Genomic DNA, 14,827 nt, shown 5'->3' on the forward strand with positions numbered 1-14,827 from the left:
ATTTTATGCCAGCATACAAGACGCCTTCGCGCACGACCCGGAGTCGCGACTATTTCGCTCGCTCCAGCGAGATCATCCCAAGCGGCGTCAACAGCACGGCGCGTGCGGTGTGGTCGGGCTGGGATCCCTATCCCCTGTTCGTCGACCGTGGCACCGGCTCGCATATCTTCGATGTCGATGGGAATGAATACATCGACTACCTGCTCGGGCTTGGGCCGATGATCCTCGGCCATCGGCCGCAGAAGATCACGGAAGCCGTCGTTGATTTTATCCAGAACCGCGGCACCGTCTTTGCCATGCCCGCCGCCGAGGAGATCACGCTCTCCGAAAAGATCATCGCCGCCGTGCCGGCGATCGAACAGGTGCGCCTGTGCAACACGGGAACCGAGGCGGTTCTTTATGCGGTTCGCCTGGCGCGCGCCTTCACCGGCCGAAAGAAGCTGATCCGCTTCGAGGGCATGTATCACGGGTTTTCGGATGGTGTTTACTGGAGCAAGCACCCGACCATCGAAACTGCCGGTCCCGACAAGGCGCCGAAGGCGATCCCGCAGGGGCCTGGCATGCCGGCCGGTCTCGACGACTCGCTCGTCATCCTGCCGTGGAACGATGTCGAGGCTCTGCGTGACGCGATCGCCCGGGAAGGGCACAATATCGCCGCCGTCATTACCGAGGCGGTCATGTGCAACACCGGCTGCATCCTGCCGGAGCCGGGTTATCTCGAGGCGATGCGGGACCTGACCGCCAAGGCGGGGATCATCCTGATCTGCGACGAGGTCATCACCGGCTTCCGGCTCAGCCTGGGCGGCGCGCAAGGCTATTATGGCCTGCAGCCCGACCTTTCCACCTTCGCCAAGGGGCTCGGCGGCGGTTTTCCTGTCGCGGCGCTCGGCGGCCGCAAGGACATCATGGCGCTCGTCGCCGACGGCACCGTCTCCATGGCCGGCACATATGCCGCCAACGGAATTGCCGTGACAGCTGCCAATGCGACGCTCGACCATCTGGCAACTCCCGGCCTCTACGATACGCTCTACGGGCGCTGCCAGAAATTGTTCGACGGGCTGGCCAAGGTGATCGCGGACAATGATATCCCGGCCTATGTGACCGGCGTCGGGCCTGTCATGCAGCTGTGGTTCGCCGACCAGCCGATCCGCAACTATCGCGACGCTGCCCGCCATGCGCGTCACGATGTGTTCCGGACGTGGTGGGAGGAGATGCTCGATCGCGGCGTTCTCTTCCACCCGGGTGCGTTCGAGAACCTGTTCATCTCCTTCGCCCATACCGACGACGACATCGCGCAAACGGTCGCCATCGCGGGCGAGGCGATGCGCGCGGTGAAGGCAAAACACTAAACTTACGATCCAGCGCCTTTTCATGCAGGCATGATGCTTGCAAAGCTGAGGCGCTGTTTCCTACCAGGCATCGCAATGAAGAACGATAACGTCATTCTCGGTATCGATCTTGGCACGTCGGCCATCAAATGCGTGGCGATGTCTGCCGCGGGACAGGTCGTCGCCACCGCCGAGGCGTCGTTCCCGGTGACACGGGAATTGCCGGGCCAGGCCGAGCAGAATCCGCTCGACTGGCTGGCGGCGATGGAGACGGCGATCAGGCAGCTTGGCGGGGGTGTCGCCGCGAGCGTCTCTGCCATTGGCCTGACCGGCCAGCTGCCCACTCTTGTCTGTATGGAAGGCGATCGACCGCTTGCCTCCGCGATCACCTGGATGGACAGTCGTGCCGACGCCTGGACGTCAAGCTTCCTCGACGAGGCGAAGCGGCGGATGATGTATGAGCGTACGGGCATGCCCATCGACGGGCGTTACCTCGCGCCGATGTTCCGCCATCATCTCGACTGTTTCGGCGGTAGTGTCGGGTCGATCCTCTCGGCCAAGGACTTCCTGCATTTCGCATTGACCGGCGAGCTGACGACCGATCCGTCGACAGCCGCGGGTTATGGGCTCTACGATCTGGACGCGAAGACCTGGTCGCAGGAGTTGTGTGCCATTTGGGGTGTCTCCGAAGCCCTGTTGCCCGTCATTGGGCCGGCCCGCTCGACCAGCCCGCTCACGGCTGACATGGCCGCTCGTCTCGGTCTGCACTCCGGATTGCCGGTGACGGTCGGTTGCGCCGACTCCGTCGCCAGCGTCCATGCCATGACCGGCTTGGAAGAGGGCACGGTTTGTGTCACCACCGGTTCCAGCACCATCATCATGGACAATCTGCGCAAGTCGTTGCGCGATCCCCTGCGGCGTTATCTTTTGACGCCGCATGTCGTGGACGGCGTGTTCGGCCGCGAAATGGACCTGCTCTCGACCGGCACGAGCTATCGCTGGCTGAACGACCTTCTCGGCTGGGACAACGGGCGGATCGACACGGCCGCCGCCGCTTCGCAGGCCGGCGCCAACGGCCTGATGTTCGCACCCTATCTCGCCGGCGGCGAGCAGGGGGCGTTGTGGAATCCCAATCTGCGCGGGGTCCTGCATGGCCTGACGGTGCAGCATGGCGCGCATGATATCGCCCGCGCCTATTTGGAGGGCGTGCACTTCGAGATCCGGCGCTGCATCGACATTCTGGCGGAGACTTCGCGGATCGAGAGCGTCGTTCTGGCGGGCCATGCCGTTTCCCATCCTTCGACGCGGCAGATGTTGGCCGATATCCTCGGTCGCCCGGTGACGACCTACGACCATTCTTCTCCGGCCGCGATTGGCGCCGCGCTGCTGGCTGCTCCGCAGGAGGGTCGCCCGGCATCACTTAGCGCAAGCGTGGTGACCCCTTCCGCCGCTTCAACCGACTACGAAAAAATCTACAGGCGCTATTCAGCGCTCTTCCCCACGATTGCCGAGGCATCCGACTGATATGACGAAACTGGACGTGACCTGGGCGGCAGATCGCGCCGCGATGGCGGAGCTTGCCGCGGATTATGTTTGTGCCTCGCTGGCGGACGGCTCGGCAACGAGCCTCGCCCTGCCGACCGGGGATACGCCGATCGGAATGTACAAACATCTGGTGGAACGCTGCCGCCGCGGCGAAATCAGCTTCAGCAATGCCGAACTGTTCAACCTAGACGAATATACGGGCATGTCGCCCAACAACCCGCGCAGCTACCACGCCTTCATGCGACGGCATCTTATCGATCATATCGACGTGCCCGCCGAGCAAGTTCATCTGCTTCGCGGGAATGTCGCCGATCCCGCCGAGCAATGCCGCGACTTCGACCGCGCGATTGCCGCCGCTGGCGGCATCGACCTTGCCATATTGGGGCTTGGAGCCAACGGGCACATCGCCTTCAACGAACCCGGCGTGTCGTGGGAGCTCGACACCCATGTCGTCACGCTCGACGAAAAGACTCGGCACGCCCACAGGCCGAACTTTCCCGATGAGGCCAGCGTGCCAAGCACCGGCGTGACCATGGGCGTCAACACGTTGCGTTCCGCAAGGAAAGTGTTGTTGCTGTGTGCAGGTGAGAGCAAGCGCGAGGCGTTGGCTGCTCTGCTCGCCGGTCGGGAAGATCGTGCCTGGCCGGTCACCAGCCTGCTCGGACACACCGATTTGTCGATCTTGGCGGAAGCGGCGTTGATGCCGGCCTCAAAGCAATTTGCCTGAAGCGCGCTCGGCATTCTGCCAGGTGACAAGAATAGAACAAAGTGGGAGCCGAACATGACCTGGACTGGTGTCTTTCCTGCGGTGACAACCAAGATGGATGCTTCGGGTACGATCGATTTCGAAGCAACCCAGGCCAGCCTCGATCGGCTGATCGGCAACGGAGTGTCCGGTGTCATCGTGCTGCCAATGTTGGGTGAAAACGCGGCGCTGACGCAGGCCGAGCGCGATGCGGTCGTGCGCGCCGCCAAGGAAGTGGTCGCCGGGCGCGTGCCTCTGCTTTCCGGACTGGCGGAACTGTCCACGGACAACGCGATCGCCGCCGCCCGCAACTATCAGAAATTGGGCGCGGAGGGCTTGATGGTATTCCCCAGCCTCGCCTACCGCACCGACCGACGCGAAACCGCAGCCTGGTACAAGGCCGTTGCGGGAGCAAGCGATCTTCCGGTGATGATCTACAACAACCCTCTCGCCTACAAGGTCGACGTCGATGTCGAGACCCTGAAGATGCTGGAGGATGTTCCCGGCATCGTCGCCGTCAAGGAAGAGACCGGCGACATCCGGCGCGTGACCGACCTCTTCAATGCGTTCGGCGACCGTTTCGATATCTTCTGCGGCGTCGACGATCTTATCCTGGAGAGCCTGGCGCTGGGCGTTGTGGGTTGGGTGTCAGGCATGACCAATGCCTGGCCCGCCGAATGCGTGAAACTGTTCGAGACAGCGAAGCGCGGCGATTTCGCCTCGGCATTGCCGCTCTATCGCCTGCTGACGCCGGCGTTTCATCTCGATACTGACGTCAAGTTGGTCCAGTACATCAAGCTCGCCGAACATCTGGTCTACGGCGCTCCCGAACACGTTCGGCTCCCACGGTTGCCTGTCGTCGGCGAGGAACGTGCGAGAGCTGAGGCGATCATCAGCGATACGATCGCGTCCCTGAAAAAACGCAGCTGATCGATCTTCCGACGGCGCGGAGCGACACAGCGCGAACACATTATGCCAGAGGCGTCAGGCTGAAACCTGGCGCTGTCGGCGCGTGTTTTTCCGTCTCCATATACCTAGGTATATCGGGCAGAACCCAACGTATAGCGATCTGACGAAACCAGATACTGGCGCAACGTGCTGCCAGGGAGTAAGCCGGCAATTGTCAAACGGACGGGATGCGTCCCGCCGGGACCAACAGGAACAACGAACCATGCCAAGCGACAGTAGTCGAGAGAGCACGCCGCTGCGGTCGCCCGGTCGGGTCTAGTTCCTAGTCTCACCCGCGACGCCTGCAGTGGCGCGCCATTGAGGTGAGACATGAAAATCACAATCTTTGCCCATCGCTGCATCCGGGCCATCGCACGTCTTTGCGGTGGCGTCGGATATGCGGCGCACCCAGCCCACAGGCAAACCGCTGAGATCATCCGGCTTCCGGCCGCGCCCACCCGGCGCGTCGCCCGCGGACCGGTAATCCGTTGGCGGACAAACCCCGTATCCGGCCGGCTCGAATGCCGCTGGACCGTTGTCACCAACGCGCCTGTCGACAGCGCCGAGACGTCGCGCTTTGAGCGTTTCGGTGCCATTCTCGACGACCGTCAGCGCGCCCATGCATGGGACTGAGACCTTGATCAGAACCTTGCACATCTATCTGCCCGACAGACGACGAAGCGGGTCCGCCGCCACCGGCTAACCACCGGAGCGGCGGACACTTTCCTGAAACAGCTCTTCAAGAACCGACAGTAATCGGCGTGGCCCGGAATGACGTCGCACGCCCGCTCGACGGGTGAACGACGTATTGCGTCCGTGCCGTCCTCCAAAACGACATGAGGATCAAGACCATGAACATGATGATGAAGGGAGCGCTTTCCGCCACAGTGCGGAAGGACGAGCGAAAACTGTCGATGCGGGCGGTTCGGGAGGCGCAGAACAGCATCGACCTGACGCTGTCGAACGTAAAGGGCCACAGCGATGGCCTCGTCGTGATGGACGCCATCGAACGCCTGGCGAAGGATGGGCCGAACGAGGTGGCGCATGACAAGCGCCCGCATGCCCTCGTGCAATTCCTGGCCGCCTTCAAAAATCCCTTCATCATGGTGTTGATGGTGCTCGCCGCCATCAGCGCCTTCACTGACATCTGGCTGCCCCTTCAGGCGGGCGAAGATGCCGACCCGACCAAGGTCACCATCATCCTGGTCATGGTTCTTCTCAGCGGGGTGATGCGTTTCGTTCAGGAGTACCGGTCCGGAAAAGCGGCCGAGGCTCTAAAAGCCATGGTGCGCACGACGGCGACGGTGCTGCGCCGCGCATCTGCTGGAGCCAGGCCGGAAACGATCGAGATTCCCATGCGCGAGCTTGTCGCCGGGGATATCGTGCGGCTTTCGGCCGGCGACATGATCCCGGCCGATATACGGCTGATCGAGTCGCGCGACCTGTTTGTCAGCCAGGCGTCGCTCACCGGTGAAGCCATTCCCGTCGAGAAATACGACACGCTTGGCGCCGTGGCCGAGAAGTCCGCTGCCGGTATCGCGACCGAACAGATGGACATGCTGGATGTGCCCAACATCTGCTTCATGGGTACGAATGTGGTCAGCGGAACGGCTACCGCCATTGTCGTCGCCACCGGTGCGCGGACCTATTTCGGGTCGCTCGCGAAATCCATTGTCGGCACGCGGGCACAAACCTCGTTCGACCGCGGCATCAACAGCGTCAGCTGGCTGCTCATCCGTTTCATGCTGGTGATGGTGCCGATCGTCTTCCTGATCAACGGCGTGATGAAGGGCGATTGGGTGGAGGCGCTTCTGTTCGGTCTGGCGGTTGCGGTCGGCCTGACGCCGGAAATGCTGCCGATGATCGTCTCCTCCAATCTGGCCAAGGGCGCGGTCGCAATGGCACGGCGCAAGGTCGTGGTGAAACGTCTCAACGCCATCCAGAACTTTGGCGCCATGGACGTTCTGTGCACCGACAAGACGGGCACGCTCACCCAGGACAAGATCATCCTTGAACATCATGTCGATGTTCGCGGCGCTCGTGACGACGCCGTCCTGCAACTGGCCTGGCTGAACAGCCATCACCAGAGCGGCGTCAGGAACCTGATGGATCAGGCTGTGGTGCGCTTCGCCGAACAGGCGCCCAAGCCTTTCCACTTGGCGCAGACCTACAGCAAGGTCGACGAACTGCCATTCGATTTCGTGCGCCGCCGCCTCTCCGTCGTCGTCGAAGGCGTCTCCGGCGAACATCTGCTCGTCTGCAAGGGGGCCGTCGAAGAGATGCTGGCCATCTCCACCAAGGTTTCCAAGGGAGGTGGGACGCGGGACCTGGACGACGCCGAACGCAACCGGCTTATGGCGATGGCGCGTGCCTACAACGCGGATGGTTTCCGTGTGCTGGTCGTCGCCACGCGCGAGTTTCCGGGCGTCCACTCCAAGGCCCGTTATGGCATCTCCGATGAGAAGGAGCTTGTCGTTCAAGGCTTCCTCACCTTCCTCGATCCACCAAAGGAGACCGCCGGGCCGGCGATCGCGGCACTTGCCGAGCATGGCGTGACGATCAAGGTGCTGACCGGCGACAATGAGGTGGTCACCACCAAGATCTGCCGCGAGGTCGGTTTGGAACCCGGCCAGCCTGTCCTTGGCCGCGAGATCGAAGCGATGGACGAACAGGCATTGCAGCGGCTAGTCGAGGAAAGGACGATTTTCGCCAAGCTGACGCCGTTGCAGAAGTCGCGTGTGTTGAAGGCGCTTCAGGCCAATGGCCATACGGTCGGCTTCCTCGGCGACGGTATCAACGATGCGCCGGCACTGCGTGACGCCGACGTCGGCATCTCTGTCGACAGCGGTACCGACATCGCCAAGGAGTCTGCCGACATCATCCTGCTCGAGAAGAGCCTGATGGTGCTGGAGGAGGGGGTGGTTAAGGGACGCGAAACCTTCGGCAACATCATCAAGTACCTGAACATGACCGCCAGTTCGAACTTCGGCAATGTGTTCTCGGTGCTGGTGGCGAGTGCCTTCATCCCGTTCCTGCCGATGTTGGCCATCCATCTGCTCATCCAGAACCTGATGTATGATATCTCGCAGCTCTCGCTGCCATGGGACCGGATGGATAAGGAGTTTCTGAAGAAGCCCCGCAAATGGGACGCCAAGAACATCGGGCGCTTCATGATCTGGATCGGGCCGACCTCGTCGATCTTCGACATGACGACTTTCGCACTGATGTGGTTCGTCTTCGGCGCGAGCAAGCCGGAATTGCAGTCGCTGTTCCAGTCGGGTTGGTTCATTGAAGGCCTTCTGTCGCAGACGCTGGTGGTCCACATGCTGCGTACTCAGAGGATCCCGTTCATTCAAAGCACGGCCGCACTTCCGGTCATGCTGATGACCGGGCTGGTCTGCGTGCTTGGCATCTACATTCCGTTTTCGCCTCTGGGCGCGATGGTGGGGCTGCAGCCACTGCCTTGGCAGTACTTCCCGTGGTTGGTCGCCACACTGCTCAGCTACTGCGTCGTGGCCCAGACCATGAAGACGATCTACATCCGTCGTTTCGGACAGTGGTTCTGAGACCAAGGCTACGGCAGATGACGGGGTTCGGGCGGCTTTGGCTGCCCGAACCTGCTTTAGCAAGACCGGACTGCCGGCAAGACCGGACTGCCGGCAACACCGGACTCATTCCTGGAATTTGACGGCGTTGCCGATGCTTCCCTTGAGCTCAGCCGCCGGACGGAGGTCAATCATGTTCATCGACGCTCTTGCGCTGCTCTTTGCTGCCGACCATTCCCGCCGCAACCCGAAGCGCAGGCGAGGCAATCGAACGCCAACACGGTATCTGGAACGGCGGAAGCCGCTTGGTCTTGGCAGCGAGTTTGCTCGACGCATTGACGATGAACTGAACCGCGGGCTGTGCTGGGCGTTCGCCGCATCGGGCACGACGCTGTTCAAGATCGCGGCCCGCCTTGCGAGAAACGGCATCCTCACGCGTCGGCAATCGTTGCGTCTCATGTGCTGGTCGACGCGCCTTCACCGCATCGCGATCATGCTGTTGCGGCGCAAGGACTGGTGATCGAAACTGGTCACGCGGGGCATATGCCGCCGGCTGTCATCTTTCCGTAGACCGGACCCGGTATGCGCTGCTTGAGCCATCGAGATTGCTTCCATGAAATTTCAGCAGACATTTGAATTCTACCCCTTTCTGGACACGGTCGTGGCGCTCGTCGCCGCCTTTGTGCTCGGCACGCTGATTGGGGCCGAGCGCCAGTATCGCCAGCGCACGGCCGGACTGCGTACCAATGTTCTTGTGGCGGTTGGCGCCGCCGCCTTTGTCGACCTCGGACTGAGGGTGGCTGGATCGGCGGAGGCCGTGCGGGTCATCTCCTATGTCGTCTCTGGCATCGGCTTCCTCGGCGCCGGCGTTATCATGAAAGAGGGCATGAATGTGCGTGGCCTCAACACCGCGGCAACGTTGTGGTGCTCGGCCGCCGTCGGCTGTTGCGCGGGAACCAGCATGATCGCGGAAGCGACGCTTCTCACGGCATTCGTTCTTGCCGGAAACACGCTGCTCAGGCCGCTCGTCAACATGATCAACCGCATCCCGATCGATGACCGCGCGACGGAGGCGACCTACGAAGTCAGCATCATCTCGAGCCACGAGGCGATGCCTCAGATGCGGGACCTTCTGGTCGAGCGCCTTGAACAGGCCAACTATCCGGTCAGCGACGTCGAGATCGTCGAGCGTGGCGACGATACGGTCGAAATCGTGGCGACCCTCGTTTCCACCGCCGTCGATCCGCACGAGATCGAAGCCGTCACCACCTTCCTCGAACGGCAGGCCGGTGTCACAAACGCCACTTGGGACGGCAGCACCAAGGATTGAGGACAGGGTGGTTTTTCGGGGCTCGTGTATCGTGGTGAATGCATGAAAGACGCCGCTGGCCAGGGATGGATGCTGTGTATAATGCGCCGGCTTGCCAATGATGAGCGCGATGAAGATCAGGCAGAAAATCCCGTTCCGTCACGACCAATTGTTCGTCATCGTGCTGTTGCTCGTGGCGATGGCGGCCATCTTCGTGGCCGACACGGTGACCGACTACGCGATCGCGGCCGCCGTCTTCTACACGGCGGTCATTCTGGTCGCCACCCGCATGCTGCCGCGTCGCACGGTCGTGGCGCTCGCCTGCACCTGCGTTGCCCTGACGCTGCTGAGCTTCGCGCTCACCCATTCCGGCCTCTATGAGGTCGGTCTCGTCAACACCGGCATCAGTATCGTGGCGATCGGGGTCACCACCTATCTGTCCTTGAAGCTGGTGACGGCGGAGGCCGCCGCGCATGATAGCCGCGAGCGCCTGCTGCGCATGGCGCGCGTCACCAGTCTTGGCGAGCTCACCGCCTCGATCGCGCATGAGGTGAACCAGCCGCTGGCGGCGGTCGTGACCAGCGCGGGTGCCTGCAAGCGCTGGCTGGCCCAGGATCCGCCCAGCATCCAGAACGCCCAGCGCGCAGTGGATAGGATCGTGGAGGAGGCAAACCGCGCCAGCGCGGTAATCGCGCGGGTGCGCGGCATTGCCAGCGGCAAGGCACCGCAGAAGGACAACTTCGATTTCAACGATCTGGTGCGCGAGATCGTGGCGCTGGCGCACGACCAGATCGACAGTCACGACATCTGGCTAAGACTTTACCTGCAGCAGGGGCTGCCGATGGCGGTCGCCGATCGGGTGCAGGTTGGGCAGGTCGTTGGCAATCTGGTGCTCAACGCGATCGAGGCGATCGCGGTCTCGGCCAACGGGGCCAAGGAGCTGGAGATCACGTCGGAGATCGAGAATCGCGACAGGATCCGTTTCTCGGTGGCCGACAGCGGTATCGGCTTGCGCCCCGGGGAGGCCGAGCATCTCTTCGATGCTTTCTGGACGACCAAGAAGGACGGCATCGGTCTCGGCCTCACCATTAGTCGCACGATCATCGAGGCGAATGGCGGACGGATATGGGCTGAAGCCAATGACGACGGTGGCGCGGTTTTCCTGTTCAGCCTGCCAGCCGCGAAGAAGGAAACGGAATGAGCGCAAGAGTGCCCGACGCAGCGATAGCGCAGCCGATCGTCTACATCGTCGACGATGATCGCTCGGTTCGCGAATCCCTGGAAGATCTTCTTGCGTCGATCGCGCTGCGAACCCGGTCCTTCGCCTCGGTGCAGGAGTTCCTCGGTTCAGAGTTGGCCGACGCGCCCGGATGCCTCGTTCTTGATGTCAGAATGCCGGGGCAGAGCGGCATGGATTTCCTTGGGCATATGGCGCAGCAGGGCATGCATCTTCCGACCGTGATGATCACGGGCCACGGCGACATCGCCATGGGTGTCAAAGCCATGAAGGACGGCGCGATCGAATTCCTGACCAAGCCGTTCCGCGATCAGGACCTGCTCGACGCCATTCACCACGGCATCGAGATCGACCGCGGCCGGCGCCAGCAGGCGGCGGCTGCGTCCGAGCTGCGCCAGCGCTGGGAGACGCTTACGCCGGGCGAACAGGACGTGGCGCGACAGGTGGTGGAGGGGCTTCTCAACAAGCAGATCGCCGCTGATCTGGGCATCAGCGAAATCACGGTCAAGGTGCGCCGCGGTCACCTGATGCGAAAGATGGGGGTCAGGACGCTCGCGGAACTGGTCAGGCTGTTCGATCGAATCCACGGAACAGCGCGTTGAAACAGTGCCGGTCCAAACGAATGGCGACCTGACGGGACCGGCTTACCATCGAGTGGTTGGATCGGGCGTCGGGATGGCGTCGAGCAGCTCGCGGGTATAGGCGTGTTGGGGCCGCTCGAACAGTTCGGTCGTCGCCGCGTCCTCGACGATTTCACCGGAGCTCAGCACGATCACCCGGCTGCAAAGGCGGCGGATGACGGAGAGATCGTGGCTGATGAAGGCGAGCGTCAGCCCAAGAGCCTTCACCAGTTCTTCCAACAGCATCAACACCTGCGCCTGCGACGACACGTCGAGGCCTGACACGATCTCGTCGGCCAGGATGAAGTCGGGCCGCATCGCGATGGCGCGCGCTATGCCGACGCGCTGGCGCTGGCCGCCAGACAGTTCATGCGGGTAGCGCCGGGCGAAATGGGCAGGCAGTCCGACCTGCTCAAGCGCCTCCGCGACACGCTTGTCGCCGGCCTTCGCGCGCAGGGGCGCGGCAATGATGCGGCCGATCGTCAGTCGTGGGTTGAGCGACGACATCGGGTCCTGGAAGATCATCTGGATGCGCGGCCTGATCGGCCTGAGTTCGGCGTCGGACAATTGACTGATGTCGCGTCCATCGAACCGCAGTTGGCCGCTGCTTGGTTCGGCCAGCCGCACCAGCGTGCGCCCAAGCGTCGTCTTGCCGGAGCCCGAACCGCCGACAATGCCGAGGATCGCCCCGCGCGGAATGTCGAAGGTTAGCCCCTTCAGGATTTCCAGCCTGGGTGCCGGACCGAACAGCGGTTTGCGTGTCATGTCGGCGACATCGACGCGAAGATCCGAAATCTCGAAGATATTGTCAGGCATGGGCGCTCCTCGACGAGCGCCACGTCGCGTCGCTTGCCGCGACTTCGGCAGCGACCACATCGAGCACGCCGGGCGGTACCGGTGTCAGCGACGAGGAGGGATCGGTATGGCGAGGCGTCGCCGCAAGCAATGCGGAAGAATAGGGGTGTTGCGGAGCGGCGAAGAAACGCTCGGTTGTGGTGTCCTCCACCACCTTGCCGGCATAGAGCACCGAAAGCGTGTCGCATGTCTTGGCGACGACGCCGAGGTCGTGGGTAACGAAAAGCAGGGCCGTGCCGTGGCGCACCTGCAACTCGCCGATCAGCTTGAGAATCTGCTTCTGCACGGTCACGTCCAGCGCCGTCGTCGGTTCGTCGGCGATGATCAGCTTCGGTTCGGCGGCAAAGGCGGAAGCGATCAGGATGCGCTGGCGCATGCCGCCCGACAGTTCGTGCGGGTAGAGGCGCATGGTGCGCTCTGGCTCGGGAATCCGCACTTCCGCCAGCATTTCCAAGGCGCGGTTCGTGGCATCTGCCCTGGTCCAGCCAAGGATATCGACCAGTCGGTCGGTGATCTGCGGGCCGATGCGCCGGACCGGGTTGAGCGCCGTCAACGGGTCCTGCGGGATCAGCGCCGCCTTGGCACCGATCAGCCGCCGCCGTTCGGCCGGAGAAACCTTCTGCAGATCCTGTCCATCCAGCAGAATCTCGCCCTCGATGATCTCGACAGCCTTGGGCAAAATGCCAAGCACCGCCTTGCCGATCATGCTCTTGCCGGCGCCGCTTTCGCCCACCAGACCGCGCACGGTCGCGGCGGGCAATGCGATGTCGACCGAGCGGAGCAGTCGTTGCTCGGTGCCGCGCAGGCGGGCGGAAAGTCCGCGTATCTCCAGGAAAGTGCTCATCGCAGCACCGGGTCGAAGCGCTCGCGCAGGCCTTCGCCGAGTTGCGCGAACGAAAGCACCGTCAGGAACAGCGCGATCAGCGGGAACACCAGCACCCACCACGCCTGGTAGATACTGGTGCGGCCCTCGGCGATCATGCCACCCCAGGTCGGCTGGTCGGTGGAGATCGACAGGTTGACGAAGGACAGGATCGCTTCGACGATGACGGCGATGCCCATTTCCAGGGTCAGCAGCGCCACGATGGTCGGCAGCACGTTGGGCAGGATCTCGGCGACCAGTGTCCGTAGCCTGGTGAAGCCCGCCACCTTGGCGCTGTGCACATAATCCATCTTCGACTGGTTCAGCGTTTCGGCCCGCACCACCCGGCAGAACCGTGTCCAGTCGATGATGACGATGGCGAGGATGACCGAGGTCAGGCCAGTGCCCAGCACGGCAATCAGGAGAATGGCGAACAGAACCGGTGGAAATGCCATCCAGATGTCGACCAGCCGGCTGATCACCCGATCGGCCCAGCCGCGATAGAAGCCGGCGAGGAGGCCGAGCGCGGAACCGATCAGGCAGGTGACCGTACCGGCCACCAGGGCGACGATGAGTGCAACACGCGCGCCATGGATGATGCGCGACAGCACATCGCGACCAAGGCTGTCGGTGCCTAACCAGAAGCCCGGCTCGGCACCGGACATCCAGGCCGGCGGCAGGCGACCCAGCATCAGGTCCTGCGCCAGCGGGTCATGTGGACTGATCAGCGGTGCGAATATGGCCGCAAGCACGAACAGTGTCAGCCACGTGCCGGAGAGCCAGAGCCTTGCGCCGGTGCGCCGGCGTACCGAACCGCGACCGTCAAGCATGGCGCAGCTTCGGGTTCAGAAAAGCGTATGTCATGTCCACGGCGAGGTTGATGAAGGTGAACAAAATGGCGAACAGAATGACGATGCCCTGGATCAGCGGCAGGTCGCGGTTGATGACCGCGTCGATCGCCATGTTGCCCAATCCCTCATAGGAAAACAGCCGCTCGATGATAACGGTGCCGCCGATGAGGAAGGTGAATTGCACGCCGACCAGTGTTAGCGTTGGCAGGATCGAGTTCGGCAGGGCTTCCGACAGGATCACCTTTGTTTCCGAGTAACCCTTGGTGCGGGCAAGCACGGAATAGTCGAGATTGACGGTTTCCTTGAGCGATTGCTTGAGCAATTGCGAGATGATCGCCGCCAGCGGCAGCGCCAGTGCCAGTGCCGGCATGAACATGTGGCCGAGCAGGTCCGCAGTGATGTCGAAGCGCAAACGCAAGATGCTCTCGAACAGGTAGAATTGGCTGGTAAAGGGCAGCTCCAGTCTGGGCGAGACTCGGCCCGAAATCTGGAAGATCGGCCACAACACGCCGAACAGCAGGATCAGCGCCAGCCCCCACAGGAAGTCGGGCACGGACAGGCCGATGCCGTTGGCGACATCGATGCCGACCTCCGCCTTGCGGCCGCGCAGGCGCGTGCCGACGATCGCCAGTGTCCCTCCGATGACCACTGCGATAACGAGTGCCATGAGCGACAGTTCGAGTGTCGCCGGCAACCGGTCGAGCACCAGCGACAACACCGGCTGGCGTGTCGAGATCGAAGTGCCGAAATCGCCATGCAGCACGTTACCAAGCCATATGGCGAATTGCTCGATGATGGATTTGTCGAGACCGTAGAGTGTCTTCAATCGGTCGATATCGGCTTCGGACGCGCCGGGCGGCAGCATCATGGCGATGGGGTTGCCGGGCACCACGCGGATGACGACAAAAACGATCACCGCCACGCCGAACAGGGTGATCAGCGTGGTCAAGAGCCGGGAGAGGGTAACGCGAACGAGCATCAT

General features: G+C 62.6%; 14 protein-coding genes. 10 read left to right on the forward strand and 4 right to left on the reverse strand.

All coding sequences use genetic code 11. The features are described from left to right. Positions 1–5 precede the first annotated feature (5 nt). From QFZ88_RS20790 to QFZ88_RS20835, 10 genes are all read left to right on the forward strand, one after another. Positions 6–1,349, forward strand: a complete 1,344-nt coding sequence (locus QFZ88_RS20790; RefSeq protein ID WP_024926462.1) for an aspartate aminotransferase family protein — start codon at positions 6–8, stop codon at positions 1,347–1,349. A gap of 75 nt (positions 1,350–1,424) precedes the next feature. Continuing rightward, positions 1,425–2,852 carry a xylulokinase gene (locus QFZ88_RS20795; protein ID WP_024926463.1) on the forward strand — a complete coding sequence of 476 codons (1,428 nt, stop codon included), beginning with the start codon at positions 1,425–1,427 and terminating at the stop codon, positions 2,850–2,852. A 1-nt stretch (position 2,853) separates the two neighbouring features. Further along, a complete protein-coding gene (locus QFZ88_RS20800; protein ID WP_024926464.1) occupies positions 2,854–3,600 on the forward strand; it encodes a glucosamine-6-phosphate deaminase in 747 nt (248 codons plus the stop codon). Between the two features lie 54 nt (positions 3,601–3,654). Continuing rightward, complete coding sequence (locus tag QFZ88_RS20805) at positions 3,655–4,548, forward strand: dihydrodipicolinate synthase family protein (protein ID WP_024926465.1); 894 nt, start codon at positions 3,655–3,657, stop codon at positions 4,546–4,548. Between the two features lie 348 nt (positions 4,549–4,896). Next, positions 4,897–5,199 carry a hypothetical protein gene (locus tag QFZ88_RS20810; RefSeq protein ID WP_024926466.1) on the forward strand — a complete coding sequence of 101 codons (303 nt, stop codon included), beginning with the start codon at positions 4,897–4,899 and terminating at the stop codon, positions 5,197–5,199. A 218-nt stretch (positions 5,200–5,417) separates the two neighbouring features. Further along, on the forward strand, positions 5,418–8,132 hold the full coding sequence (gene mgtA, locus QFZ88_RS20815) for a magnesium-translocating P-type ATPase (RefSeq protein ID WP_024926467.1): 2,715 nt from the start codon (positions 5,418–5,420) through the stop codon (positions 8,130–8,132). 172 nt (positions 8,133–8,304) lie between these two features. After that, positions 8,305–8,631: a hypothetical protein gene (locus tag QFZ88_RS20820; protein ID WP_024926468.1), complete on the forward strand. Its 327-nt coding sequence runs from the start codon at positions 8,305–8,307 to the stop codon at positions 8,629–8,631. A gap of 93 nt (positions 8,632–8,724) precedes the next feature. Beyond that, positions 8,725–9,441, forward strand: coding sequence for an MgtC/SapB family protein (locus tag QFZ88_RS20825; RefSeq protein ID WP_024926469.1), 717 nt, complete (start codon positions 8,725–8,727; stop codon positions 9,439–9,441). A gap of 109 nt (positions 9,442–9,550) precedes the next feature. Continuing rightward, positions 9,551–10,621 carry a sensor histidine kinase gene (locus tag QFZ88_RS20830; protein ID WP_204367424.1) on the forward strand — a complete coding sequence of 357 codons (1,071 nt, stop codon included), beginning with the start codon at positions 9,551–9,553 and terminating at the stop codon, positions 10,619–10,621. After that, positions 10,618–11,259 carry a response regulator transcription factor gene (locus QFZ88_RS20835; RefSeq protein ID WP_024926471.1) on the forward strand — a complete coding sequence of 214 codons (642 nt, stop codon included), beginning with the start codon at positions 10,618–10,620 and terminating at the stop codon, positions 11,257–11,259. Before QFZ88_RS20830 ends, QFZ88_RS20835 begins: the two co-directional genes overlap by 4 nt. A gap of 42 nt (positions 11,260–11,301) precedes the next feature. Here the strand turns inward: QFZ88_RS20835 and QFZ88_RS20840 are convergent, their stop codons facing one another. The 4 genes from QFZ88_RS20840 to QFZ88_RS20855 are packed head-to-tail and all read right to left on the reverse strand — an operon-like array spanning position 11,302 to position 14,827. Further along, positions 11,302–12,093 (reverse strand): ATP-binding cassette domain-containing protein, encoded by a 792-nt coding sequence (locus QFZ88_RS20840; RefSeq protein ID WP_024926472.1) that lies wholly within the window; start codon positions 12,091–12,093, stop codon positions 11,302–11,304. Then, the gene (locus tag QFZ88_RS20845) at positions 12,086–12,976 is read right to left on the reverse strand and encodes an ABC transporter ATP-binding protein (RefSeq protein ID WP_024926473.1); all 891 of its coding nucleotides are present in this window, start codon (positions 12,974–12,976) and stop codon (positions 12,086–12,088) included. The genes QFZ88_RS20840 and QFZ88_RS20845 overlap by 8 nt, the downstream gene beginning before the upstream one ends. Continuing rightward, a complete protein-coding gene (locus tag QFZ88_RS20850; protein ID WP_024926474.1) occupies positions 12,973–13,824 on the reverse strand; it encodes an ABC transporter permease in 852 nt (283 codons plus the stop codon). Before QFZ88_RS20850 ends, QFZ88_RS20845 begins: the two co-directional genes overlap by 4 nt. Continuing rightward, positions 13,817–14,827, reverse strand: coding sequence for an ABC transporter permease (locus QFZ88_RS20855; RefSeq protein WP_373426393.1), 1,011 nt, complete (start codon positions 14,825–14,827; stop codon positions 13,817–13,819). The genes QFZ88_RS20850 and QFZ88_RS20855 overlap by 8 nt, the downstream gene beginning before the upstream one ends.

Source organism: Mesorhizobium sp. YL-MeA3-2017, from assembly GCF_030814575.1.
Taxonomy (GTDB): Bacteria; Pseudomonadota; Alphaproteobacteria; order Rhizobiales; family Rhizobiaceae; genus Mesorhizobium; species Mesorhizobium terrae.